At 59.2% G+C, this 24,099-nt stretch carries 24 protein-coding genes; 16 read left to right on the top strand and 8 right to left on the bottom strand.

Annotated features, from left to right (window positions below):
* Positions 1 to 13 precede the first annotated feature (13 nt).
* The 3 genes from urtC (at position 14) to urtE (ending at position 2,740) form a co-directional block, all read left to right on the top strand.
* Positions 14 to 1,246: an urea ABC transporter permease subunit UrtC gene (urtC, locus tag ABWH92_RS16200; protein ID WP_375570123.1), complete on the top strand. Its 1,233-nt coding sequence runs from the start codon at positions 14 to 16 to the stop codon at positions 1,244 to 1,246.
* Positions 1,243 to 1,980, top strand: a complete 738-nt coding sequence (urtD, locus tag ABWH92_RS16195; RefSeq protein ID WP_375570121.1) for an urea ABC transporter ATP-binding protein UrtD — start codon at positions 1,243 to 1,245, stop codon at positions 1,978 to 1,980. Before urtC ends, urtD begins: the two co-directional genes overlap by 4 nt.
* A 64-nt stretch (positions 1,981 to 2,044) precedes the next feature.
* Positions 2,045 to 2,740 (top strand): urea ABC transporter ATP-binding subunit UrtE, encoded by a 696-nt coding sequence (gene urtE / locus ABWH92_RS16190; protein WP_375570119.1) that lies wholly within the window; start codon positions 2,045 to 2,047, stop codon positions 2,738 to 2,740.
* Between the two features lie 9 nt (positions 2,741 to 2,749).
* On the opposite strand, the gene ABWH92_RS16185 is transcribed toward urtE, so the two are convergent.
* Entirely contained in the window at positions 2,750 to 3,256 is a 507-nt protein-coding gene (locus ABWH92_RS16185) for a MarR family winged helix-turn-helix transcriptional regulator (RefSeq protein WP_375570117.1), read from the bottom strand.
* Between the two features lie 75 nt (positions 3,257 to 3,331).
* Here ABWH92_RS16185 and ABWH92_RS16180 point away from each other — a divergent pair, with 75 nt between their 5' ends.
* Positions 3,332 to 3,916: a methylated-DNA--[protein]-cysteine S-methyltransferase gene (locus ABWH92_RS16180; protein WP_375570115.1), complete on the top strand. Its 585-nt coding sequence runs from the start codon at positions 3,332 to 3,334 to the stop codon at positions 3,914 to 3,916.
* Positions 3,917 to 3,946: 30 nt separating this feature from the next.
* Here the strand turns inward: ABWH92_RS16180 and ABWH92_RS16175 are convergent, their stop codons facing one another.
* Entirely contained in the window at positions 3,947 to 4,525 is a 579-nt protein-coding gene (locus ABWH92_RS16175; RefSeq protein WP_375570113.1) for a GNAT family N-acetyltransferase, read from the bottom strand.
* A gap of 120 nt (positions 4,526 to 4,645) precedes the next feature.
* Positions 4,646 to 6,820 (bottom strand): catalase/peroxidase HPI, encoded by a 2,175-nt coding sequence (katG, locus tag ABWH92_RS16170; protein ID WP_375570111.1) that lies wholly within the window; start codon positions 6,818 to 6,820, stop codon positions 4,646 to 4,648.
* A 201-nt stretch (positions 6,821 to 7,021) separates the two neighbouring features.
* Between katG and ABWH92_RS16165 the strand changes: the two genes are divergently transcribed.
* Positions 7,022 to 7,927, top strand: coding sequence for a LysR substrate-binding domain-containing protein (locus ABWH92_RS16165; RefSeq protein ID WP_375570109.1), 906 nt, complete (start codon positions 7,022 to 7,024; stop codon positions 7,925 to 7,927).
* Positions 7,928 to 7,930: 3 nt separating this feature from the next.
* Here ABWH92_RS16165 and ABWH92_RS16160 read toward each other — a convergent pair whose 3' ends face one another.
* Complete coding sequence (locus ABWH92_RS16160; protein WP_375570107.1) at positions 7,931 to 9,178, bottom strand: NAD(P)/FAD-dependent oxidoreductase; 1,248 nt, start codon at positions 9,176 to 9,178, stop codon at positions 7,931 to 7,933.
* 366 nt (positions 9,179 to 9,544) lie between these two features.
* Between ABWH92_RS16160 and ABWH92_RS16155 the strand changes: the two genes are divergently transcribed.
* The 6 genes from ABWH92_RS16155 (at position 9,545) to ABWH92_RS16130 (ending at position 15,829) form a co-directional block, all read left to right on the top strand.
* Complete coding sequence (locus tag ABWH92_RS16155; RefSeq protein WP_375570105.1) at positions 9,545 to 10,732, top strand: Ppx/GppA phosphatase family protein; 1,188 nt, start codon at positions 9,545 to 9,547, stop codon at positions 10,730 to 10,732.
* 9 nt (positions 10,733 to 10,741) lie between these two features.
* A complete protein-coding gene (locus ABWH92_RS16150; RefSeq protein ID WP_375570103.1) occupies positions 10,742 to 11,434 on the top strand; it encodes an RlmE family RNA methyltransferase in 693 nt (230 codons plus the stop codon).
* Between the two features lie 126 nt (positions 11,435 to 11,560).
* Positions 11,561 to 13,063, top strand: coding sequence for an IMP dehydrogenase (guaB, locus tag ABWH92_RS16145; RefSeq protein ID WP_375570101.1), 1,503 nt, complete (start codon positions 11,561 to 11,563; stop codon positions 13,061 to 13,063).
* A gap of 2 nt (positions 13,064 to 13,065) precedes the next feature.
* Positions 13,066 to 14,475 (top strand): RsmB/NOP family class I SAM-dependent RNA methyltransferase, encoded by a 1,410-nt coding sequence (locus ABWH92_RS16140; RefSeq protein ID WP_375570099.1) that lies wholly within the window; start codon positions 13,066 to 13,068, stop codon positions 14,473 to 14,475.
* Complete coding sequence (locus ABWH92_RS16135; protein WP_375570097.1) at positions 14,472 to 15,098, top strand: 5'-methylthioadenosine/S-adenosylhomocysteine nucleosidase; 627 nt, start codon at positions 14,472 to 14,474, stop codon at positions 15,096 to 15,098. The genes ABWH92_RS16140 and ABWH92_RS16135 overlap by 4 nt, the downstream gene beginning before the upstream one ends.
* Positions 15,095 to 15,829 carry a cyclic nucleotide-binding domain-containing protein gene (locus ABWH92_RS16130; protein WP_375570095.1) on the top strand — a complete coding sequence of 245 codons (735 nt, stop codon included), beginning with the start codon at positions 15,095 to 15,097 and terminating at the stop codon, positions 15,827 to 15,829. Before ABWH92_RS16135 ends, ABWH92_RS16130 begins: the two co-directional genes overlap by 4 nt.
* Positions 15,830 to 15,835: 6 nt before the next feature.
* Here ABWH92_RS16130 and ABWH92_RS16125 read toward each other — a convergent pair whose 3' ends face one another.
* A complete protein-coding gene (locus ABWH92_RS16125; RefSeq protein WP_375570093.1) occupies positions 15,836 to 16,159 on the bottom strand; it encodes a hypothetical protein in 324 nt (107 codons plus the stop codon).
* Positions 16,160 to 16,239: 80 nt separating this feature from the next.
* Here ABWH92_RS16125 and ABWH92_RS16120 point away from each other — a divergent pair, with 80 nt between their 5' ends.
* The 4 genes from ABWH92_RS16120 (at position 16,240) to ABWH92_RS16105 (ending at position 19,323) form a co-directional block, all read left to right on the top strand.
* Entirely contained in the window at positions 16,240 to 16,692 is a 453-nt protein-coding gene (locus tag ABWH92_RS16120; RefSeq protein ID WP_375570091.1) for a MarR family winged helix-turn-helix transcriptional regulator, read from the top strand.
* A gap of 95 nt (positions 16,693 to 16,787) precedes the next feature.
* A complete protein-coding gene (locus ABWH92_RS16115; RefSeq protein WP_375570089.1) occupies positions 16,788 to 17,243 on the top strand; it encodes a YaiI/YqxD family protein in 456 nt (151 codons plus the stop codon).
* 41 nt (positions 17,244 to 17,284) lie between these two features.
* Positions 17,285 to 17,500, top strand: a complete 216-nt coding sequence (locus ABWH92_RS16110; protein WP_375570087.1) for a DUF2805 domain-containing protein — start codon at positions 17,285 to 17,287, stop codon at positions 17,498 to 17,500.
* 56 nt (positions 17,501 to 17,556) lie between these two features.
* Positions 17,557 to 19,323: an SLC13 family permease gene (locus ABWH92_RS16105; RefSeq protein ID WP_375570085.1), complete on the top strand. Its 1,767-nt coding sequence runs from the start codon at positions 17,557 to 17,559 to the stop codon at positions 19,321 to 19,323.
* Positions 19,324 to 19,332: 9 nt separating this feature from the next.
* On the opposite strand, the gene ABWH92_RS16100 is transcribed toward ABWH92_RS16105, so the two are convergent.
* Genes ABWH92_RS16100 through ABWH92_RS16090 form a run of 3 tightly spaced genes read right to left on the bottom strand, consistent with a single transcriptional unit; the run spans position 19,333 to position 22,299 of the window.
* Entirely contained in the window at positions 19,333 to 20,346 is a 1,014-nt protein-coding gene (locus tag ABWH92_RS16100; protein WP_375570083.1) for a cytochrome d ubiquinol oxidase subunit II, read from the bottom strand.
* Between the two features lie 4 nt (positions 20,347 to 20,350).
* The gene (locus ABWH92_RS16095; RefSeq protein WP_375574272.1) at positions 20,351 to 21,730 is read right to left on the bottom strand and encodes a cytochrome ubiquinol oxidase subunit I; all 1,380 of its coding nucleotides are present in this window, start codon (positions 21,728 to 21,730) and stop codon (positions 20,351 to 20,353) included.
* Between the two features lie 2 nt (positions 21,731 to 21,732).
* Positions 21,733 to 22,299, bottom strand: coding sequence for a GbsR/MarR family transcriptional regulator (locus tag ABWH92_RS16090; protein WP_375570081.1), 567 nt, complete (start codon positions 22,297 to 22,299; stop codon positions 21,733 to 21,735).
* 225 nt (positions 22,300 to 22,524) lie between these two features.
* Here ABWH92_RS16090 and guaA point away from each other — a divergent pair, with 225 nt between their 5' ends.
* Positions 22,525 to 24,099: a glutamine-hydrolyzing GMP synthase gene (gene guaA, locus ABWH92_RS16085; protein WP_375570079.1), complete on the top strand. Its 1,575-nt coding sequence runs from the start codon at positions 22,525 to 22,527 to the stop codon at positions 24,097 to 24,099.

Here is a 24,099-nt window from a genome sequence, read left to right as displayed (position 1 = left end):
GGGGAAACAGCTGATGGAGAGAACGTTCCTTGTCAAAAACCCATCGGTGATGATCTTCATCGCGCTGCTCGCGGTTTTCACTATCGCTGTCACATTGCTGTCTGAAGGGCTCGGCACGGGCTTTGTCTCCACCGCCATGGTAAAAACGTTGGGCATGACGCTCTGCTTCTGCCTCATCGCCATCGCCATGGATTTGGTCTGGGGCTATTGCGGCATTCTCTCGCTCGGCCATTTCGCCTTCTTCGGTCTCGGCGGCTACATGATCGGCATGTGGCTGATGTATGCCCGCACCGAGGACATCGTGATCGCCTCGCTGGCAGGTGCTGAACTGCCGCCGACAGACCAAGAAATCGTCGATGCCATCGGCACGCAGATTTTCGGCGTAGTTGGGTCGTCCGAGTTCCCCTGGGTCTGGGCCTTTGCCGACAGTTTGGTTGTACAGCTCATCCTTGTGGTCGCGGTGCCCGGCCTGCTTGCATTGGTATTTGGCTGGCTGGCCTTTCGCTCTCGCGTGACAGGCGTCTACCTCTCCATCCTCACCCAGGCGATGACGTTGGCGCTGGCGCTCTACCTCTTCCAGAACGATTCAGGCCTGCGCGGTAACAACGGCCTGTCGGGTTTGCAGAACATTCCTAGCCTCGCCCATGTCCCCCAAAGTGTGCTCTCGGTTTGGTTTCTCTGGGCGTCCGCCGTGGCGCTGGGCCTCGCCTACATCTTCGCGGCCTGGGTCGTGTCCGGAAAATTCGGATCGGTCATTCGCGGCATCCGCGATGACGAAGCGCGGGTGCGGTTCCTTGGCTATCCGGTCGAGGCCTACAAGCTCTTCGTCTTCACCGTGACCGCCGTGATGGCGGGCATCGCGGGCGCGCTCTACTACCCGCAGGCGGGCATCATCAACCCGGCGGAGGTCGCACCCATCGCCTCGATCTATCTGGCGGTCTGGGTGGCGATTGGCGGACGCGGTAGGCTCTACGGCGCGGTGATCGGCGCAGCCTTCGTCTCTCTGTTGAGCACCTGGTTCACCGGCGGACGCGTGCCCAATGTTGATCTCGGCTTCTACACCATCGAGTGGGTGAGCTGGTGGCAGGTGGCGCTCGGCCTCTCCTTCGTGCTGGTGACCCTGTTCGCGCCCAAAGGCATTGGCGGGTTGTTCGATCTCCTGGTCAGGCGCCAGACGCCGGACCGCCACGGCGCCGATCTCGGCCCTGACACCGGCTCGCTGCGCGAGAAGGAGGCAGAAGTATGAGTCTCCTTGAAGTCGCGGGCGTATCCGTTTCATTCGACGGTTTTAAAGCCATCAACAATCTCTCCTTTGAGATCGGCGAGGCCGAGCTGCGCGCGATCATTGGCCCGAACGGCGCGGGCAAGACGACCTTCATGGACATCGTGACGGGCAAGACCCGGCCCGATGAGGGCCAGGTGCTTTGGGGCGAGACCAGCACATCCCTGTTACGCTTGTCAGAAAGCCAGATCGCCCGCGCGGGCGTCGGGCGAAAGTTTCAGCGCCCCACGGTTTTTGAAGACCAGTCGGTGGAAGACAATTTGCTGCTGGCGCTGAAGAAAAACCGCTCGCCGTTCGGTGTTCTGGCTTTCAAGAAAAGCACCGATGACGCCGATGCCATCACCAAACTGGCGGACGAAATTGGCCTTGGTGATCAACTCACCCGCAAGGCGGGGGAACTGTCTCACGGGCAAAAACAGTGGCTGGAAATCGGTATGCTGCTCGCCCAGGACCCGCAATTGCTGCTGGTCGATGAACCCGCCGCTGGCATGACGCTGGCCGAGCGCGAGCACACCACCGACATCCTCAAAAAGGCCGCTGGGACCCGCGCTGTGGTGGTGGTGGAACACGATATGGAGTTTGTCCGCCGCCTCGATTGCAAGGTGACGGTGCTGCACGAGGGCTCAGTGCTCGCCGAAGGTTCGCTCGATCACGTCACCCAAAACCAGGACGTCATCGACGTCTATTTGGGGAGATAACAAGCGATGTCAGCAAAAGTTGCAGACTTTTGCGCCCGCGACATCGCGCCAAAGGACAAATGACATGTTGAAGGTTGAAGATCTCACCCTGCATTATGGCGGCTCACAGATCCTCTACGGGGTCGATCTGGAGGCTGAGGCCGGTCAGGTCACCTGTGTCATGGGCACCAATGGCGTCGGCAAAACCAGCCTCTTGAAAGCGATGGCGGGGGTGCACCTGGCCTCAGGTGGCACGATCACGCTCGACGGTAAGGTTCTTGGCAAAATGAGCGCCCATGGGCGCGCGCAGCACGGGATTGGCTACGTGCCGCAGGGGCGGATGATCTTCCCACTGCTCACCGTGCGCGAGAATTTGGAAACCGGCTATGCCTGCCTGCCGAAGTCCGAACACATGGTGCCGGACGAAATCTACGAGCTGTTTCCTGTGCTGCAAGAGATGCGCGGGCGGCGTGGCGGCGATCTTTCCGGCGGTCAGCAACAGCAATTGGCCATCGCCCGCGCGATGATTTTAAAACCCAAAGTGCTGCTGCTTGATGAGCCGACTGAGGGCATCCAGCCCAACATCATTCAGCAGATCGGCCGCGTGATCGACTATCTGCGCGACCAAGGCACCATGGCCATTGTGCTGGTGGAGCAGTATTTCGACTTCGCCTACGCCCGCGCGGACCGGTTCACAGTGCTCCAGCGTGGCGAGGTGATTGCAGCGGGCAGTAAGGCGGAGTTGCCAGAAAGCCAGTTACGGGACGCGGTGAGCGTTTAGCTCGAGGTTTTACACCCCATCGGGAATGTCTGCTGGTATCGGGCAGTTGGTACATACGCCTTGGTCGCAAAACCGACACAACGTGCGCCGTTCCGCTTGTGTCGGTTCTTGGCAAATCAGCATCTTTCTCAAAAGCGCTTCGAGTTGACCTTGCTCCTGCTTGTTGAGCGACGCTACGAATGGTTTGATTGCCGACCGGCGACCTTGAAGCAGGTCTCGACACATCGCTTCACCTCGTTCCGTTAGGTGAAGCGCAATCGCCCGCTTGTCGCGACCCTGCCGACGTTCAACCAAACCATCGGCGACCAAACGGTCGACCAAGCGCACCGTGCCCGGATGAGAAAGACGCAGAATTTGCCGCAACTGATTGTTGGATGGTCCTTGTCCATGACCGATGACGACAAGAGCCGCTGGCGTCTCGCCGGCATGGTGGAGCACGGCCAGGGCTGTTTCCTGAAGGCGGTCGGCAACAGCGAGTCCAACGGCTCCAAGGAGGTTGATAAGATGGTCGGTCATGATGGGCAGAGGGTAGGCGCCAGACTTGCACACATCAACTTGACGCCGTGTGCGCAGCACACATAGTTTCGAGATGTGACACAGGTGCACTTTTCACTCTTTGAAACCTCCCTTGGCGACTGCGGCATTGCTTGGCGTGGCGAGGCAGTCATCGCCACTCGTCTTCCCGACCCCAGTTCGACCACCACTGAACGCCGTTTGGCTGAGCGAACTGCTGGAACGAAGGCCGATGCGCCCTCAGTGATCCAAACAGTCATCCAGTCCATCAGAGCACTACTCGCGGGAGATGGGACTGATCTTTCAGGCATAGTGTGCGACTTTGCAGACGTCGATCCCTTCGCCCAGTGCGTCTACGACATCGCCCGCACGATCCCGTCCGGTCAGACCTCAACCTATGGCGCCATCGCTCTCGAACTCGGCGACAAACGGCGCTCTCGCGAGGTTGGGCAAGCACTCGGTCGCAATCCGCTTCCGATTATTGTCCCGTGCCACCGTGTTTTGGGTGCAGGAGGTAGGCTGACAGGGTTTTCCGCGGCGGGCGGCGTCGAAACGAAGCTCAAAATGCTACAGATTGAAGGGGCTCAGATCGGTGGCCAAGAGGCCGATGAAGCGCCCCGGCTCTTTGACGATCTGCCCTTGGTGGTAAAGCCAGGAGGTTGAGCACCCTTGGCTGTCGAGAGACCTTCCACGCTACAGGGTAAGTTCGACGACCCATTTGTGTTTGCCGATCTTCCTCGAGCGCCGGAACCCGAGACTTTCAAAGGTGGAAAGAGCCCCATTGAAAAGGAAAGCCGGCGAGGCTTTCCGGCCAGCAATGTCTTCCGGATAGCCCTCAATGCGCCCGCCGCCGAGAGCCTTGATCTGTTCCAGCGCCCCGGCAAGCGCAGCACTCGCGATCCCTTTGCCGCGATGGCCTTTGCCAGAGAAAAAGCAAGTGATCCGCCAGTCCGGAAGTTCCGGCTGTGTTGCCAGATACGCGCGCGCATTGTGAATGCGCGGCAGTTCGTCCGGTGACCCAAACTGGCACCAGCCAACACAATTGGTACCATCAAAAACCATAGAGGCATGCGCCCGCCCTTCGCGAACGCGACAGGCTTTAGCCTCGCGCTTCGCTTCCGTGGGTAGATCCGCCTCGTTTTTGCTATGATACCAAAGGCACCAGCATCCGCCCCAAACGCCATTGTTGGTGTCCACCAGCCGCTCGAATGCAGGCCATGTTTCTTCGTTCAGGGCTTTGGTCTGATAGAGTGTTGTAGCTTTAGAGCACATAACTAGAAGTTATGTGCGCGACGCACATATCGTCAAGCACTAAGAAGGTTGAGGGACTTGAACCAAAAAACGCCGCGGTTTCCCGCGGCGTTTTCTTCATTCCTCAACTGATTTGACGGTTTAGGCAGCCAGGTCGAACCGGTCGGCGTTCATCACCTTGGTCCAGGCGGCGACGAAGTCATGCACGAACTTCTCCGCATTGTCGTCCTGGGCATAGACCTCAGCGTAAGAGCGCAGGATCGAGTTCGACCCGAACACCAGGTCCGCGCTTGTGGCGGTCCATTTGACGGCGCCAGTTGCCCGGTCACGTATCTCATAGGTGTCGTCCACCGGGTGCCAGCTGTTCGCCATATCGGTGAGGTTGACGAAAAAGTCGGTGGTCAGCTGACCCTCTCGGTCGGTGAACACGCCATGCTTTGAACCGCCATGGTTGGTGCCAAGCACGCGCAGGCCGCCCAAAAGTACCGTCATTTCATGGGCTGTGAGGCCAAGCAGCTGTGCCTTGTCGAGCATCATCTCTTCAGGGCTCACCGCATAGTCGGTTTTCTCCCAGTTGCGAAAACCATCGGCCAGTGGCTCCAGCACGCTGAATGAGTCCGCATCGGTTTGCGCATCCGTGGCATCGCCTCGGCCTGGCGCAAAGGGCACCGACACACTGTGACCAGCCGCTTTAATGGACTGTTCCAACCCTACATTGCCAGCAAGCACGATAACATCGGCGATGGACGCGCCGGTTTCAGCGGCAATCGGTTCCAGTACGCCGAGAACTTTGGCGAGGCGCTGAGGCTCATTGCCTTCCCAATCCTTCTGCGGGGCCAGGCGAATGCGCGCGCCGTTTGCACCGCCGCGCTTGTCCGATCCACGGAAGGTGCGGGCACTGTCCCAAGCGGTGGCGATCAGCTCAGCTGATGAGAGGCTGCTGGCCGCGATCTTCGCTTTGACCGCATCCACATCGTAGCTGGTGGAACCTGCAGGAATTGGGTCCTGCCAGATCAGGTCTTCCGCTGGCACATCTGGACCGTAATAATTGGCCCGTGGACCCATGTCGCGGTGGGTCAGCTTGAACCAGGCACGACCGAACGTGTCGGCGAAATAGTCTGGATCAGCGCGGAACTTTTGGCAGATCGCGTTGTAGATCGGGTCGACCTTCATCGCCATATCGGCGTCGGTCATCATCGGGTTGTGACGGACCGAAGGATCGGTGGGATCAACTGGCTTTTCGTTCTCCGGCATATTCACCGGCTCCCACTGATGGGCACCAGCGGGTGATTTCGTTAGCTGCCAATCATAATCGAACAGATAGTCGAAATAGCCCATGTCCCATTTGGTGGGCTCTTTGGTCCAGGCGCCCTCAATGCCGGAGGTAAAGGCATTGGTTGCCTTGCCCTTATGGCCAGGGTTGGCCCAGCCAAAGCCTTGCGCTTCCAAGCCAGCAGCTTCCGGCTCAACGCCGATATTGTCCACATCGCCGCGACCATGCGCTTTGCCCACCGTGTGGCCACCGCAGGTGAGTGCCGCTGTTTCCTCATCATTCATCGCCATGCGCGCGAAAGTTTCGCGCACGTGCAGCGCGGTGCGCGCTGGATCAGGATTGCCGTTGACGCCTTCCGGGTTCACATAGATGAGGCCCATGTGGACGGCGGCCAGCGGGTTTTCCAATGTCGCGGTGTCATCGAGATCGCCGTAGCGGTTTTCAGATGGGGCGAGCCATTCGTTCTCTGCGCCCCAATAGACATCAGTTTCAGGACCCCAAATGTCCTCGCGGCCAAAGCCGAAGCCGAAGGTTTTCAGGCCCATGGATTCGTACGCCATGTTACCGGCGAGGATAATCAGGTCTGCCCAGGAAAGCGCGTTGCCATACTTCTTCTTCACCGGCCACAACAGACGGCGCGCCTTGTCGAGGCTGGCATTGTCCGGCCAAGAGTTGAGCGGGGCAAAGCGGATATTGCCCGAGCCAGCGCCACCGCGGCCATCGCCCATGCGATAAGAGCCAGCAGAGTGCCAGGCCAGGCGGATCATCAGGCCACCATAATGGCCCCAGTCAGCCGGCCACCAGGGCTGATCGTCCGTCATCAGCGCTTTGACGTCAGCTTTGACGGCTTCAAAATCCAGGCCTTTCACCGCTTCGCGATGGTTGTAGTTCAGGTCCATCGGATTAGTGCGCGCGCCCTTCTGGTGCAGAATGTCGAGGTTCAGCGCATCCGGCCACCATTTGGTCACTGGCTTGTCCATCGCGGTGTTCCCGCCATGCATCACAGGGCACTTGCCGAGATTGGTTAGGGCTGCGTCATCCATGGGAGTCTCCGATCTTTGTCCAAAAAGCTGTGTCCGCATAGTGCCGCTGTTGCGCGACACAGATGTGTCATCGGTGGGGTGTTTGGGCGCTGGACGTATCAAGCGCAATCCAAACTCACCATCCGATGCGTGCGATGGTGGTAGCAAGTTCTAGCAATCAGAAGAAGTTGTATTTTCTGATTGCTTCGATAAGAAGAAGTTATGAACAATGTGACGCTCAAACAGCTGCGCTATGTCGAAGCGCTGGCCCAGCATGGCCATTTTGGGCGTGCCGCCAGCGCATCGGCCATTTCACAGCCTGCGCTTTCCATGCAGATCAAAGACTTGGAGGAAACGCTTGGCGCCAAACTCTTTGAGCGCAGCGCTCGAGAGGTGCGCCTTACTGGGTTCGGCGAAGAGTTTGCGCTTCGGGCCAGTGCGATTTTGCGCGCCGTCGATGAGCTGGGCGATTTGGCTCGTGCCTCCCGTGATCAGCTTGCCGGGCGCTTGCGCATCGGCGTCATCCCCACCATCGCGCCTTATCTGCTGCCCACCCTTATCGGCAGGTTGGCCGAAAGCCATGCTGAGCTTGACATTCATGTGCGCGAAACGATGACGCCGCGCCTGATCCAGGAACTCAGCGAGGGCCGCATTGACACTGCCATCGTCGCGCTTCCTGTCTCCGAAGGGTCCTTCACTGAAGTGGCATTGTTTGAAGAGGATTTCTTGTTGGTTCGCCCACAAGGCGAGGCCGGTGATCCTGTGCCCACCAGCGAGGGACTGCGTGACAGACGTCTGCTGCTTCTGGAGGAGGGCCATTGCTTCCGCGACCAGGCGCTTTCCTTTTGCAACATACAGTCCATGCTGCCGCGCGATGGGCTGGATGGCAGCTCGCTATCCACGCTGGTGCAAATGGTTGGCGCAGGCATCGGCGTAACGTTGATCCCGCAGATGGCGGTGCCGGTGGAAACCCGCTCGGCCCCGGTTTGCGTGGCGCGTTTTGCAGGTCCCCAGCCATCGCGCACCATCGGCATGATCTGGCGAAAAACCAGCCCGCTCGCCGAACGGCTCAGTGATGTGGCCGACGCGGTGCGCCAGGCTGCCAAGGATCTGCAAAAGGCTGCGTAACCGCTAGTTTGAGATCGGCTCCAGAGCGCCCAACGTGTCCTCATCAAGCGGACGATCGGTGCCCACGGTCTTGCGTGCTGTCACGAAGTCGTGCGGTGCATTCACTGCTTCAACGGCCACAGGATCGTCGCCGCGCATGTGATAAACCGCGAACGATCCGCTCGCCGGATCTCCCTTGATGAACGCGGCGCACTCGGCCCCTGGGATGCCGACCACTTGGAGTTTGGCGTCATACTGGTCCGACCAGAACCAAGGCACCGCGCTATGCTGATCCTCTTGGTCCATGATCGCAGCTGCCACCACTTTGCCCTGATCGATGGCGCTCTGCACGCTTTCAAAACGCACTTTTTCTGTAAAGCCTGTATGCACATGGCGGGCACAGTCTCCGGCGGCAAAAACAGAAGGATCGCTGGTGCGGCCTTGGGCGTCAGCCACGATGCCATCCTCCACCGCAAGGCCAGCTTCGCGCGCCAGGTCATCATTGGGGATCACGCCGATCCCTGCCACCACAATATCAAACGGCAGCTCGGCGCCTGACCCGCACACCAGAGCGCGGAAATCAGGGCTATCAGTCATGCCCGACACTGTGTCAGCAAGCTGAAACCGCACACCGTGACCGACATGAAGGTTCTGGAAATGGGCAGAGATGGTTGGTGAAGCGGTACGCTGCATGGCCCGTTCGGCCTGATCGACCACCGCCACTTCGCACCCCAACTGGCGGGCGCTGGCGGCCACTTCCAGCCCGATATACCCCGCGCCAACAACTGCCACGTGCACACCGGGCTTCAGCTTCGGCTGTAATGCATGGGCATCGTCGAGCGTGCGCAGCGTGAACATCGCGTCCTCTGGCACACCCATCACCGGGGGCAGGGTCCGCGCCCGCGCGCCCGTGGCGAGAACCAGGCTGCCATAACCAATCGCTGAGCCATCGCTCAATCTCACTTGCTTGGCCCCACGGTCCAAGCTTTCTGCGCGTACGCCCAGTCGTGTGTCGATCTTCTGAGTCTCGTAGAAGGCATCCGGCCGATACCAGAGTGTCGCTTCGTTCAACCCATCTTTCAGTGCGGCCTTCGACAGGGGCGGGCGGTGATAGGGTGGGTAGGTCTCATCGCCCACCATCACAATGGTGCCCTCAAACCTCTTCTGCCGCAGGCTTACAGCCACCTGAAAGCCTGCTTGTCCGGCGCCAAGGATCAGCACATCGGCTTGCTCAACGGCAGCCGCGTGCGCGGTAGAATGAGTATCAGACATGGAAGGGCCTTGAGGAGAGTTTTGGCGTAGAGATGCGAGGAACAAGAAGACCTTTGAGGTAGCACGACCAGCACCCCAAACAAGAGGCCCTTGCGCCAGCGTGGCGTTCCGGTTGCCACATTCATGTTCCGTCCCTAATGTGAAGGGCAAGTGACACGGGCAGGCTGGCTACGAAAAACCGGCTTTTTGAGCCCGAAGCAAGCAAGCAAGCGGGACTGCGGCCAACAGGAACAGCCGTATCACCCGCCGGACAGGTGCAACGTGGAAGAGAGCGGACCCAAAAGCGGTCAGCCTGCGATAGCAGGTGCCCGCATGGACAGTAGGTCGGAGGCGAAACCCTCTGACAAGAGAGCTTCAGATGCTCAGATGGCACCTCAAACGGTGCCTGACCGTCCCACTTCGCAGCACCCGTCACACAAGCACGGCACACATCCACGCGCTCACAATCAGCGCCATCCATCAGGTCGTCCCACCTCAGACCGCCCGGCCTACGCCGCGCTTGATCTCGGCACCAACAATTGCCGCCTTCTGATCGCCGAGCCCACCCGATCTGGCTTTCGCGTGGTCGATAGTTTTTCCCGCATTGTGCGTTTGGGCGCTGGGCTGACCCATCACGGGGCACTCAGCCAGGAAGCGATGGACAAGGCCATAGAGGGCTTGCGGGTTTGCCGTTCTAAGATGGAAAGCCGCAATGTGGTGCGCCGTCGCCTCATCGCCACCGAAGCCTGTCGCCAAGCTTCCAACGGCGAGGCCTTCATCGAACGGGTGGAGAAGGAAACCGGGCTGACTCTGGAAATCGCCGACCGCCGCACCGAAGCCCGCCTTGCGGTGTCGGGCTGCGCCACGCTGGTTGAGCGCGAGGCTGATGGCGTGATCCTGTTTGATATTGGTGGCGGGTCCACCGAGCTTGCCTTCTTGGATTTTCGCAGCGGCAAACCGCGTTTCCACGCTCATATGCACCGCTTCATTCGGGCTTGGACCTCACTGCCTGTGGGTGTGGTGACGTTGGCTGAGAGCTTTGGTGGTGTCTATGTCGACCGCCCGATCTTTGAGCTGATGGTCGCTGAAGTGCGCCAGATGATTTCCCGCTTCGCGGCACGCGAAATGATGTCGCAATGTGTGCAGGGTGGTAAAGTCCATCTGCTCGGCACCTCCGGTACGGTCACGACGCTGGCCGGGGTACACTTGGGTTTGGAACGCTATGATCGCCGCCGTGTTGATGGGACCTGGATGGGCGCTGATGATGTAACGGCCATGACCGATCGGCTGATCGATATGACGTTTGACGAGCGTGTCGCGAACCCGTGCATTGGCGCGGACCGTGCCGATCTGGTGCTGGCTGGCTGCGCGATTTTTGAAGCCATCCGCCGTGAGTGGCCGTGCGGACGTCTGCGGGTGGCTGACCGTGGCCTGCGCGAAGGCATGCTGGTGGAACTGATGGCGCAAGATGGCGTCTGGCGCCGCGATCGCAACAACCCTAAAGGTGCCAACGGTCGGCGTGGACGGTATCGTGGCAAGCGGCCCCAAGCGGCGCGGGCACGGGCGCAGAGCTGATTACTCACTATGGTCAAGTCCACCAATCCTCGCGGTGACCTACACGTAAAGGTCAAAACCGCCAAAAAGCGCACCAATGCCTCGGCCCGCTGGCTGGAGCGTCAGCTTAACGACCCGTACGTGGCTGAAGCCAAGCGCCAGGGCTGGCGTTCACGGGCTGCTTTCAAGCTGATCGAGATCGACGACAAGCACAAACTGCTCCGTCGTGGCACCACCGTGATTGATCTGGGCGCAGCTCCTGGTGGTTGGGCGCAAGTCGCCGCCAAACGCGTCGGGTCTCTGGAAGAAGACCCCATCATCGTCGGCATCGACAAGCTACCAATGGACCCGATACCCGGCGTGATCCTGCTCGAAGAGGATTTCACCGACGATGATGCGCCCGACAAGGTGATGGCCGCGATGAAAGGCCGCCCAGTGAACCTGGTGCTCTCAGATATGGCCGCCGAAACCACCGGCCACCGCAAGACTGACCATCTGCGCACCACCTATCTGTTCGAGTTGGCGGCCGACTTCGCCTATCGCAACCTGGCACCGGGTGGCGCCTTTTTGTCGAAAGTCTTTCGTGGTGGCACCGAGGGCGATGCCCTGCGGGACCTCAAAGCCGCGTTCGAGACGGTGCAGCATGTCAAACCGCCGGCCAGCCGCAAAGAAAGCCCGGAGCTTTATGTGTTGGCAAAGGGGTTTAAACAAAGCCCGTACTAAACGCGTTCCACCGGGTTGCTTGACCGTCACGGTTGTCGTGTTAAGGGTCATCACCGGCGCGCGACTCATGCCAAATCGTGGGTATCGACCGGTTTTTTGCGGACCAGAACCGGACGGAACAAACGCATGGCGCACCTCGTTGAGCCGCTGCATGGCGGCACCGCTTTAACCTTCGATGATGTGCTGCTGCTACCCGGCCACAGCCAGGTTTTGCCTGGCGAGGCAAATGTCACCACACGGCTGACGCGTGAGCTTTCACTGAACATTCCGATCATTTCCTCGGCTATGGACACCGTCACCGAGGCGCGGCTCGCCATAGCGATGGCGCAGGCTGGCGGCATTGGAACCATCCACCGCAATCTTGATCCTGAAACGCAGGCTGAGCAGGTGCGCCAGGTGAAAAAGTTCGAATCCGGTATGGTGGTGAACCCGATCACCATCGGTCCAGACGCAACGCTTGCTGATGCGCTGGCGCTGATGAAGCATCATCGCATTTCCGGCATTCCCGTCACCGAGGGCGGCGGCATTGGCGGCCCTGGAGGAGGGCGCCTGGTTGGCATCTTGACCAACCGCGATGTGCGCTTTGCCTCTGATCCAGACCAAAAGGTCTATGAGCTGATGACACGCGACAATCTGGTCACCGTCCGAGAGACCGTCAGCCAAGACGAAGCCAAGCGCTTGCTGCACCAGAACCGGATCGAAAAACTCCTTGTCGTCGATGATGCGGACCACTGTGTGGGCCTCATCACCGTAAAAGACATGGAGAAATCCAAACTGCACCCCAACGCTGCCAAGGATGAGCAGGGTCGGCTCCGCGTGGCTGCCGCCACAACCGTTGGTGAGGATGGGTTTGAGCGCACGGAACGGCTTGTCGATGCCGGCGTCGATGTGATCGTGGTCGACACCGCTCATGGCCATTCGCAACGGGTTCTGACCGCCGTGGAGCGGGTGAAAAAGCAAACCAATCATGTGCAGATCATCGCCGGTAATGTCGCCACCCGCGAAGGGGTGCGCGCTTTGATTGATGCCGGTGCCGATGCCGTCAAAGTGGGGATTGGCCCGGGCTCCATCTGCACCACGCGGGTGGTCGCAGGCGTTGGCGTTCCTCAGCTATCGGCTGTTATGGAAGCCGCTGACGAAGCGAGCAAAGACGATGTTCCGGTGATTGCCGATGGCGGTGTGAAATCGTCCGGCGATATCGCCAAAGGCCTGGCCGCTGGTGCCTCTTGCGTGATGGTCGGTTCGCTCCTTGCAGGCACCGAAGAAAGCCCTGGGGAGGTCTATTTGCACAAGGGCCGCTCTTACAAAGCCTATCGCGGCATGGGCTCGGTTGGCGCGATGGCGCGCGGCTCGGCAGATCGCTACTTCCAAGCCGAAGTCACCAATGAATTGAAGCTGGTACCGGAGGGCATTGAAGGCCAGGTGGCCTACAAAGGGCCGGTGGATGGCGTGCTTCACCAACTCACCGGCGGTGTCCGTGCTGCCATGGGCTATGTCGGTGGCGCGACCTTACCGGAGTTTCGTGAGAACGCCCGGTTTGTGCGGATCACCGGCGCGGGGCTGCGCGAGAGCCATGCCCATGATGTGCAGATCACCCGCGAAAGCCCCAACTACAACACAGGCCTCTAACGATGAGGCTGCCCGGGCGGCTGGCGGCTGCCATCGAGGTTTTGGAAACGCTGGAGGCGCAGCGGCGCCCTGTCGCGCAGGTTCTCAAAGACTGGGGCAACGCCCATCGATTTGCTGGGTCGGGGGATCGTGCCGCCATCGGCAATCTCGTACACGATGCGCTGCGGCACCGCCGGTCCCTGGCCGCGGTGATGGAGGATGACTCCCCGCGTGCCGCGATCCTGGCAACCGCCGTGTTTCTGCCGGGCTATTGCGAGGACGGTTTGCCTGACTTCGAGGGCGATCAGCATGCGCCCGCGCCGCTCACCGAAAAAGAGCGCGAAAGTCTCCTTTCGAGCGGACGGGAAACGGACGGTCTGCCTCAGTCCACCCTTAGTCCGCATGATAGTCCGCTCAGTTTGGCGGACCGTCCGCCTGTTTTGGCAGACCGTCCGCTTCCGTCTGGCCAGATTTGCCTCGATTGCCCCGACTGGCTGCGTCCCTCGCTGGAGCGTGTGTTCGCTGAAGACACCGCAAGACAAGTCGGTGCTATGGCGGCACGCGCACCGCTCGATCTGCGGCTCAACCCGTTCACCTCAAAACCGGAACGGGTCGACAAAGCCCTCGCCCGGCACAAGCCCCTGCGCGATCCAGAGTTTCCATTTCTTCGGCGCATTCCAGCCACAAGCGGTTTTCAGCGCGCGCCGCATATCACCTCCGATGAAGCGTTTCAAAAGGGCTGGGTTGAGGTTCAGGATGCCGGGTCCCAGCTCGCCGCTGAGCTCGCGGTCGCAGGGATCAAACCCCGCACGGTGCTTGATCTTTGCGCAGGGGCAGGGGGCAAGTCGCTAGCCTTGTCTGTGTTCATGGGCGGCAAGGGCCAAGTGTTCGCCCACGACATTGACCGCCGTCGCATGAAGGACATCTGGCCGCGCATCAAGCGATCCAAAGCCCACAACATTCAGGTGGTGGACCCTGATGCCTTGGCATCCCATGAGATCACCACCCAGGGTGTGGACTGTGTGGTGGTTGATGCTCCGTGTACCGGCACTGGCACCTGGCGCCGCCATCCAGACACCAAATGGCGTGTGTCAGAAACCGCCCTCCAAACCCGCATGCAGGAACAGCAAACGATTTTGAAACAGGCTGGCGCGTACGTGAAGCCTGGTGGTCGGCTAGCCTATATCACCTGCTCACTGTTGGCCGAAGAGAACGAGACTCAACTTCTTGAGTTTCTGGGCCAAAACACTGATTTTAAAGCGCTTAATGCACAAAACCTGATTCAATCTCTAAGGCGCGATGAAACGCCAGCCTATCTGCCGTCGATCTCTGTTGGTGATCATGCAGCAGGTGATCTGGGCGTGCGCTTGACGCCTGCCACATCTGGCACCGATGGTTTCTTCATTGCCTGTCTGACGCGAGAAACTGCATGAGTGAAACACCTATCCTGACCTGGGGCAAAACCCGCATTTTGTTCGCCATGGCCACCGATCAAGAGTATGGCGACGAACTGCAAAAGCGTATCCCACCGCTCATTGTCGGCGTTGGCCCGGTGGAGGCGGCGCTCGGCATCGGGGCTGCACTGGCCACGGCTCAACCCTTGCCCGATCTCGTGGTTTCACTCGGCTCGGCCGGATCAGCCAAACTGGAACAGGGCAGCGTGCATGAGATCACATCAGTGAGCTACCGCGATATGGACGCCAGCCCTTTGGGGTTTGAGAAAGGCGTGACGCCGTTCCTCGATCAACCAGCGACAATCCCTCTCACCCCGATGATCGACGGTGTGGCCAGCGCGTCTCTCTCGACAGGTGCCGACATCATCTCCGGTGATGCCTACAGCGCTATTGATGCCGATCTTGTGGACATGGAAAGCTTTTCCATCGTCCGGGCCTGCCAAACGTTCGGGGTGGCCTTTTGCGGGTTGCGCGGGGTCTCAGATGGCGCTGAGGAACTGCGCCACTATGGCGATTGGGCCGATTATCTGCACATTGTCGATGAAAAGCTGGCCGCCGCTTTGGACCTCTTGAAGGCGCAGTTGGAGCGTCCAACCCATTGAGCCTGACAGACGGCACCTTCTGGGCTGAACTTATCGCACCGGGCACAACCGCCGGACACATCTCTTACGTGTTGCTGGTGCTTTCGATGATGATGCGCACCATGCTGTGGTTACGCGTGGTGGCGATCGCGGCGGGCACCGCCTCTTTTCTTTATGGCTTCTTCTGGCTCGGCGATCCGGTCACCGTGGTGTGGGAGGCGATCTTCGTTGCCACCAATCTCGTGCAGTTGGCGATCATGGCTTACGAGCAGCGCCACCGCGCCTTGAACGAAGATGAGAAGGTGCTGGTCGATACCATCATGCCCAGCGCCAACATGGCGCAAATTCGCAAGCTGTTGGCGCTTGGTTCGGCCAAGGAAGCTGCGCCGGAAACGGTGCTGTTTCAGCAAGGCCAAAAGCCCAAAGAACTGGTGATCTTGACCCGTGGCACCGTGCAGGTGGAGCGCGATGGCCAAGTGATTGGGGCCTGCGGCGAAGGCGATTTTTTGGGTGAGATCAGCTTCCAGAATGGTGGACCTGCCACCGCCGATGTGGTGGTGACCAACCAGGCCCACTACACCGCTTTTGAGGTGGAAAGCTTGCGCAGTTTCTTAAGGCGCAACGCTGATATTGCTGGCACCTTGCAAGCAAGTCTTAGCCGCAACGTGGCGGCGAAGCTTGATCGTACAAGTCACGCAGCAAGTGGTGGCGCAGCTGGGGGAGCCGCGCCATCGACCTCGCCACCAGCCTGAGTGGAGTTAGCTACCGGGCAAGTTTTCACTGTTGCCAAAAACGATGCGCGTGATGGTGCCCAGTTCCTCACCTTCGCCATTCACATAACCGATGCGACCCGGCGCGTAGTTCAACGTCCAGTCGCCGGCAGGGCCATCCTGCCAGGCCACGTGGTAGCCTGCATCGGTGAAGCGCCAATCGCCAGAAAAGGACGCCCCATCGGGCAAAATCATGTGCGCTTGCGTGGCGCTTTCATAATAAATCACTGCATCTTGCGGTGCGCCTATATCGACGTAATGGGTGGCACCGACCATGATGACGGCCAGTGTTGCTTGAGAGAGAACGTCCATGGGAAACTCCGATTGGATTGATATAGTCAAGATAGTTGACTATCTCTCTCTGACGGTTGGCCAATAGAAAGTCAAGTATATTGACTAAAAGAGATTCTGCGCCGCTTTTTGAGCATTTGGGCATCCGTCTCCATCGAGCCTACGAGGCATGGCTCAGCGCATTTGTGTCGGAGATGAATGCGGCAGGACATGACTGGTTTACGCAGGGCAGGGCGACACTCATCGGGCACATTCCCCGTGCTGGTTGTCGCCAAGCTGATCTGTTGGGTCGTAACGGGTGGACCAAGCAGGCACTGCAACAAATGCTGGATGGCCTGGAGCGTCAGGACGTGTTGCAGCGTCGCGTCGATCCCAACGACAAACGTGGCCGCTTGGTTGAATTGACGGACAAAGGGCATGCGGCGCTGGCTGATGCTGACCGCATCAAACGCGATCTCTCCGCCAGATTTGAGCGTAAACTCGGCCCCGAGGCTCTTGAGCAGTTGGAGACGTTGCTGGACAAGATGGTGGCGAAGGAAGACCAGTCTGGCTAAGGGCTGGAAGCACCATACATGCACGTGCCATGTGTCGATTCACCGACTTCGTGCGCTCGACAAACGGCAATGCGACCCAAGAAGGATGATGACGCGTGACAACCATTTATGTTGATGCAGACGCATGCCCGGTGAAGGCCGAGGTGGAGCGCGTCGCGACACGCTTGGATATCCCAGTGGTGCTTGTCTGCAATGGCGGCATTCGCCCGCCAACCAATCCGTTGATCTCGCTGCGCATCGTACCAGGGGGTCCAGATGTTGCCGACCAATGGATTGCCGCGCAGTGCGGATCAGGCGATGTGGTGATCACCGGCGATATTCCACTCGCCGACCGGTGCGTGAAGGCCGGCGCGCATGTGCTGCAACATGATGGGCAGGAGCTGAACGCTGCCAACATCGGCCCAAGGTTGGCGACCCGGGATTTGATGCAGGATATCCGCGCCGCTGATCCGTTCCATCAAGGCGGAGGCAGGCCCTTCTCAAAGGCAGATCGATCGCAATTCCTGCAATCGCTGGATCGGGTCGCAAGGCTGGCAATGCAGGGCAAATAACGGCCCTTGCCTGGGTTAGGCGCGCCGCTATGTGGGCGGTGATGAGCGTGCCCAAAAACCTACCGCCGGACCATGTCAGCGAGATCGTGCAGATGGCGCTCTCCGATCATGTCAGCTTTGCCGACATTGAGCGGGAATACGGCGTCGGTGAAAAGCAGGTGAAAGCTTTGATGCGCACCACGCTGAAGACCGGCAGTTACAAAGCCTGGCGCAAGCGTGTGCGCCAGTTTGGCGACCGGCGCGCCCACTACAAGTAGCGCCAGCTGAACACCTGCCCTTTCCTTTGCCATCCCGGCATGCGATCCCGCTTGCCATGACTGGTGATCAAATTGTTTTGTTTGCGCTGTTTGGCGTGCTGTTCGCGTTTCTCGTTTGGGGGCGTGTTCGCTATGATCTGGTGGCATTCACTGCGCTCTTGATTGCTGTGTTTGCGGGCTATGTCGCGCCCTATGATGCCTTCGGGGGCTTTGGTCACCCGGCTGTTGTCATCATCGCCTTGGTGCTGATTGTTTCACGCGGTCTGGTGAACTCTGGCGCGGTGGAACTGATCGCCCGCTTTGTCGTCGCACCGGACAGGGCATTGCCCACCCACATCTCAATCATGGCTGTGGCGGGCGCGGCACTGTCTGCCGTCATCAACAATGTGGCTGCGCTGGCGCTGCTCATGACGCTTGATATGGATGTGGCGCGCAAGGCCAAGCGTGCTGTCTCTCTAACGCTGATGCCGCTTTCTTTCGCCACCATTTTGGGTGGCATGATCACGCTGATCGGCACGCCGCCCAACATCGTGATTGCCCAATACCGGCAGGACGCGCTGGGCGAAGCCTTCTCCATGTTCGATTTCACGCCCGTTGGCTTGGTGGTGTCCTTTGTTGGCATTCTGTTCGTGGCGCTGATCGGCTGGCGGCTGATCCCCAAGCGCGATGGCACGCAGTTGCTGGAAGATGATGCCGGGCTTTACGTCGCCGAAGCGCGGGTGAAAGAAGAATCCAAAACCATCGGCCAGATGGTCCGTGATCTCTATCCTGAGGCTGTTGAGAAAGACGTGCAGATCCTTGGTCTGGTTCGACGCGGCAAACGGTTGCCCGGTTTTTCGCGCACCCAAGAGGTGCGCAAGGGCGATTTTCTCATCCTCGAAGGTGATCCGAAATCCATCGAAGCGTTCATGGGCGCAGCGGAGCTGGACTTTGCAGGGTCGGAAAAGCATGGCGGGCTGCGCGGCAACAATCTGACCTTGATAGAGGCCATCGTGCCCGATGGTGCGCGCATCGTGAACCGATCAGAAATGGATGTGCGTCTGCTCTCGCGCCATGGTGTGACACTTCTGGGTGTTTCGCGTGAGGGCAAACGCTTCCGCGAACGTGTCCGCCGCCTGACGATCAAACCAGGCGATGTGCTGCTTTTGCTCGGACCGGATGATCGGATGGATCAGGTTTCGTCCTGGCTTGGCGTCTATCCCATCGCTGACCGCAAAACCGATGTGATCCAGCGCCGCAAAGCCTTTGCGGCCATCGCAGCTTTCGCAATCGCAATCGCGCTAGCGGTGATGGGCGTGACAACGCTTGCCATTGGCCTGGGCGCGTGTGTGGTCGCCTATATCGCGATGGGGTTGCTGGGGGGCGAGGACTTTTACGCCATGATCGAGTGGAAGGTGATTGTGCTGCTCGCCTCCCTCATTCCGCTCTCCGCGGCACTGGAAGCATCCGGCGGCACGCAACTGATCGCCGATGGCATCGTTGGCGGCACGCAAGGGTGGCCAGCTTGGGCCATCCTGCTGGTTCTGATGGTCGTCACCATGACGCTGAGCGACTTCTTGAACAACGTCGCCACAGCGCTGATCGCCGCACCGATTGGCGTTTCGGTCGCGCAATCTATTGGTGCCAGCCCAGACCCCTTCTTGATGGGTGTGGCGGTTGCCGCCTCCTGCGCCTTCCTGACCCCCATCGGACATAAGAACAACACCATTATCATGGGGCCGGGCGGCTATCAGTTTGGCGACTATTGGCGCATGGGATTGGCGCTGGAAGTGATCGTGATAGCCGTCGCTGTGCCCAGCATCCTTGTGTTCTGGCCGCTCTAACGGCGCTGATCAATCGTAGCGAAGCTCCCGCGCTTTGCCACGAAACACCACGTAAGCAAGCGCCGTGTAAGCTGCGATCATCGGCAAAACCACCGCGGTGCCCACGAGGATGATCATCAGGCTTTCAGGCGCGCTGGCCGCAGCGTATATCGTCAGCTGCTCCGGCACGACATAGGGGTAGAACGAGTAGGCAAGCCCCAGAAAGGCAAGCGTGAAGAGCACCGTGCCGCCAGCAAATGGCACATGGCGAAACCGATCCTGCGTGTCGGGCAGTTGGCGCAGCGCCCAAAGCAGCAGGCACGTGACCAGAAACGCCGTGATGGGCAGTGGCGCAAGCAGGATGATCTCTGGAACGGAGAACCATTTTTGGAAAATCCGCTCCGACACAAAGGGTGTCGCAGCTGAGATCATCACGAAGCCGGCCAGCAAGCCCCAAAGGCTGCGCATGGCCCAGCGAACGGCCTTTGTTTGCAAAACGTCTTCGGCTTTGATGATCAGCCAGCACGCCCCGATGAAGGTGTAACCCGCCGCCGTACACAGCGCCGTCAGCAGCGCAAAGGCCACCGTCATCGCTGTCCATTCCAGGCCCATAATGTAGAGCCCAAGCATGAACCCTTGGGAGAGCGCCGTGACCAGCGAACCGATGAAAAACGCCCAGTCCCAAAGGTACTTGTTGTGGGCTGGTGCTTTGACGCGAAACTCAAAGGCCACACCGCGTAGGATGAGGCCGATCAGCATCACCGCCACGGGGATGTAAAGCGCCGTCAAAATCGTGCCGTGCGCCGCCGGGAAAGCCACCAACAGCAGACCGATGGCCAGCACCAGCCATGTTTCGTTGGCATCCCAGAACGGACCGATGGACGCGATCATCCGGTCACGCTCTTCCACTGAGACCAGTGGTGTGAGCATGCCGATACCAAGATCAAAGCCGTCAAGCACAACATAGACCAGGATCGATACGCCCATGAGACCGGCAAAGACCACCGGCAGCCATGTAGCCGGATCATTGAACAATTCAGACATTGATCTACTCCGCCGGGATCATGGTGACAGCGGCGCCTGAGCCCGGTGTCATCGGTTTGGGCTGTTCGCCCCGCGCAGCTTTGCGGGCGAGGTAGAAAAGCACCGAGACATAGGCGAGCGTCAGCCCGACATAGATCGCCAGGTACACCAGCAGTGTGGAAAGAACCATCGGCGCTGGCACATCGGCGACGGCCTCATAGGTGCGCAGGACGCCATTCACCAGCCAAGGCTGGCGACCGATCTCGGTCGTGTACCAACCGGCCAGGGTTGCAAGCCAACCTGAGAACGTCATTGCCACGAAGGCGCGCAACATCCAGGGGTTAGGCGTGTCCAATCCACGCCGCCAGATAACGCCAGCGGTAATCCAGGACAGAGCCAGCATCGCAAGACCGGTACCAACCATGATCCGGAACGACCAGAACACAGCGTTCACAGGTGGATGCATGGGCGTGCCATCCTCAGCAACAAAGTCGTTGAGGCCAGGCACAACACCATCTGGGTCGTGCTTCAGGATCAAGCTTGCACCGTTGGGAATGCCGATTTCAAAACGGTTTTCCCGCGCTTCCTCATCGGGCAGGGCGAACAAGAGAAGAGGAACATTGCCTTGCGTCTCCCAATTGCCTTCCATTGCGGCGACCTTGGCAGGCTGATGCTCAAGCGTGTTCAACCCATGAAAATCGCCAGCCACGATTTGCAGCGGAATGAGCAAGGCAGCCAGGAAAACACCTGTTTTGAAGGTGAGTTTGGCCGATCCAGTCTTATCGCCGCAGAGCATACGGAAGGCCGACAAACCGGCAATCACAAAGGCAACCGTTAAGCCGCTGGCAAGCAGCATGTGCACCAGGCGATAGGGCATGGAGGGGTTGAAGATGACCGCAAACCAATCGGTGGCGTGGGCCACGCCATCGATGATTTCATAGCCTGCGGGCGTATGCATCCAGGAGTTCAACACCAGGATCCAGAACGCGCTCATCGTTGTGCCGAACGCCACCAAGAACGTCGCCAGCGTGTGCAGCCAGTTGGGGACGCGAGAGAAGCCGAACAGCATGATGCCAAGGAACACCGCCTCCAGGAAAAATGCGGTGAGAATCTCATAGGCAAGCAAAGGTCCAGCGATGTTGCCAACCGCCTCCATGAAGCCTGGCCAGTTGGTGCCAAACTGGAAGCTCATGGTGATGCCGGAGACCACGCCAAGCGCGAAGGTGAGGGCAAACACTTTGACGAAAAAGCGATAGCCATCCATCCAGCGATCATCGCCGGTGGCGTTAAAGCGCAGCTTGAAGAACAAAAGCACCCAGCCCAGCGCGATCGTGATGGTGGGAAACAGAATGTGGAAGGAGATGTTGGCGCCAAACTGAATGCGCGAGAGGAGAAGAGTGTCCATCATCAGCCGGTTTCCTTGGTCGATCGTTTGAAGGGCACAATGGTTTCCGCTTTGGCGGCGAACTTTTGCAGTTTCGAACCTAGAGCCAGCAGCTGGACAAGCCGCTCCGTCTCCAGGCGGTTCATATCGTCATGCCAGCCTGTGAGCAGCTCGATCAGTTCTCGCAGATCACTGATTTTGGAGTGGGCATGCGCATCGCTGTCATTGCTGGGGGTTTGCATTTCCAGCTCGCGTAGCTTGGTAAGCGTGGGATCGATTTCACGCTTTTTGCGCTCAGCTACCAGCGTGCGAACGATTTCCCAAAGATCGTCGGGCGCGGAAAAATAGTCGCGCCGATCATCGGGGATGTGCTTCAGGCGCACCAAGTTCCAAGCCTGAAGCTCTTTCAGACCCATCGAGACATTGGACCGGGAAAAGCCAAGCTTCTCGACAATCTGTTCAGCATTCAGTGGCTGATCAGACAAGAACAGCAGCGCATAAATCTGCCCAACCGTACGATTGATGCCCCAGCGAGAGCCCATCTCCCCAAAATGGAGAACGAACTCTTGCTCCAACGATGATAGCTGCATGTCTGTAAATTCCTGCATTTCAGTAATTTCTGAAATTACATACGTGCAAAGGTTCTAATGGACTACAACCAGGGGCTGCGGTGCGACGTCGCAGATGCCTTTCGTGTGATCCAGAATCCCCGAATTGGCCTACGAGAAGGGGCCTTGCGACTTAGCCGCACACTCCTCCACCGCTAATTGCTCGCTAGGATTGATCACGCGATGGCGCGGCTCTAAAGCTGGGGCATGCCAGACACGTCCCCTCAAAAGCCCGATCACGCCACCGTTCTCATCATTGATTTCGGCAGTCAGGTCACGCAGCTCATCGCACGTCGCATTCGTGAAGCAGGCGTTTATTCAGAGATTGTGCCGTTTCAATCGGCTGACGCGGCCATTGATCGGCTAAATCCGGTCGCTGTTATTCTGTCGGGAGGACCGGCCTCCACCAGTGACATTGGCAGCCCTCGCGCACCGCAGCGTGTGTTTGATCTTGGCGTGCCGGTGCTTGGCATCTGCTACGGGCAGATGTCGATGTGCATCCAAAATGGCGGTAAGGCCGAAGGGTCGGACCATCGCGAGTTTGGCCGCGCCTTTGTCGAGGTGCATAAAGCCTCGCCGCTTTTTGAAGGCGTTTGGGATGTTGGCACCAAGCATGAGGTGTGGATGAGCCATGGCGACCGGGTGATTGAGTTGCCCGACGGCTTTGAGGTGCTCGCCACATCGCCAGGTGCACCCTTTGCTGCCTATGCTGACGAGGCGCGCAAGTTCTACGGCGTGATGTTCCACCCCGAAGTGGTTCACACCCCAGATGGTGCAAAACTGCTTTCCAATTTCGTGCACACCATCGCTGGGATCGAGAGCGATTGGTCGATGGGGGCCTTCCGCGAGGAAGCGATCCGCCGCATCCGCGAGCAGGTGGGTGATAAAAAGGTGATCTGCGGTCTGTCTGGCGGCGTCGATTCATCCGTGGCCGCCGTACTGATCCATGAGGCGATTGGCGACCAGCTCACCTGTATCTTTGTCGATCATGGCCTTATGCGGCTCAACGAGGCGGACGAAGTGGTCGGCATGTTCCGCGGCCAGTACAACATCCCTCTGGTGCATGTAGATGCCTCCGACCTGTTCATCGGTGAGCTGGAAGGTGTCTCCGACCCTGAAACCAAGCGTAAAATCATCGGACGCCTGTTCATCGAGACGTTTGAGGCTGAAGCGAAAAAGCTCGGTGGCGCTGATTTTCTCGCCCAAGGCACCCTTTATCCCGATGTGATCGAAAGCGTGTCGTTCACCGGCGGACCTTCGGTGACGATCAAAAGCCACCACAATGTCGGTGGGCTGCCTGAGCGCATGAACATGGGTCTGGTTGAGCCGCTTCGTGAGCTGTTCAAGGATGAGGTTCGCAAGCTGGGGCGTGAGCTCGGCCTGCCCGAACGTTTTGTGGGTCGTCACCCGTTTCCAGGGCCAGGCCTTGCTATCCGCTGCCCGGGCGGCATCACGCGCGATAAGCTGGACATTCTGCGCAAAGCCGACGCGATTTATCTGGAAGAAATCCGCAATGCTGGCCTTTACGATGCCATTTGGCAGGCGTTTGCCGTGCTGCTGCCGGTGCAGACGGTCGGGGTGATGGGCGATGGCCGCACCTATGATTTCGTGCTTGCCCTGCGTGCCGTGACCTCCGTCGATGGCATGACGGCGGACTTTTATCACTACGACATGCAGTTTTTGGCCAACACTGCGACGCGGATCATCAACGAGGTGAAAGGCGTCAACCGCGTGGTTTATGATGTGACAAGCAAACCCCCGGGCACGATTGAGTGGGAGTAG

This window comes from Ahrensia marina (genome assembly GCF_042140245.1).
Taxonomy (GTDB): domain Bacteria; phylum Pseudomonadota; class Alphaproteobacteria; order Rhizobiales; family MH13; genus MH13.
Note: the sequence above shows the minus strand (reverse complement) of the source record. Positions and strands in the feature narration are given on the sequence as shown.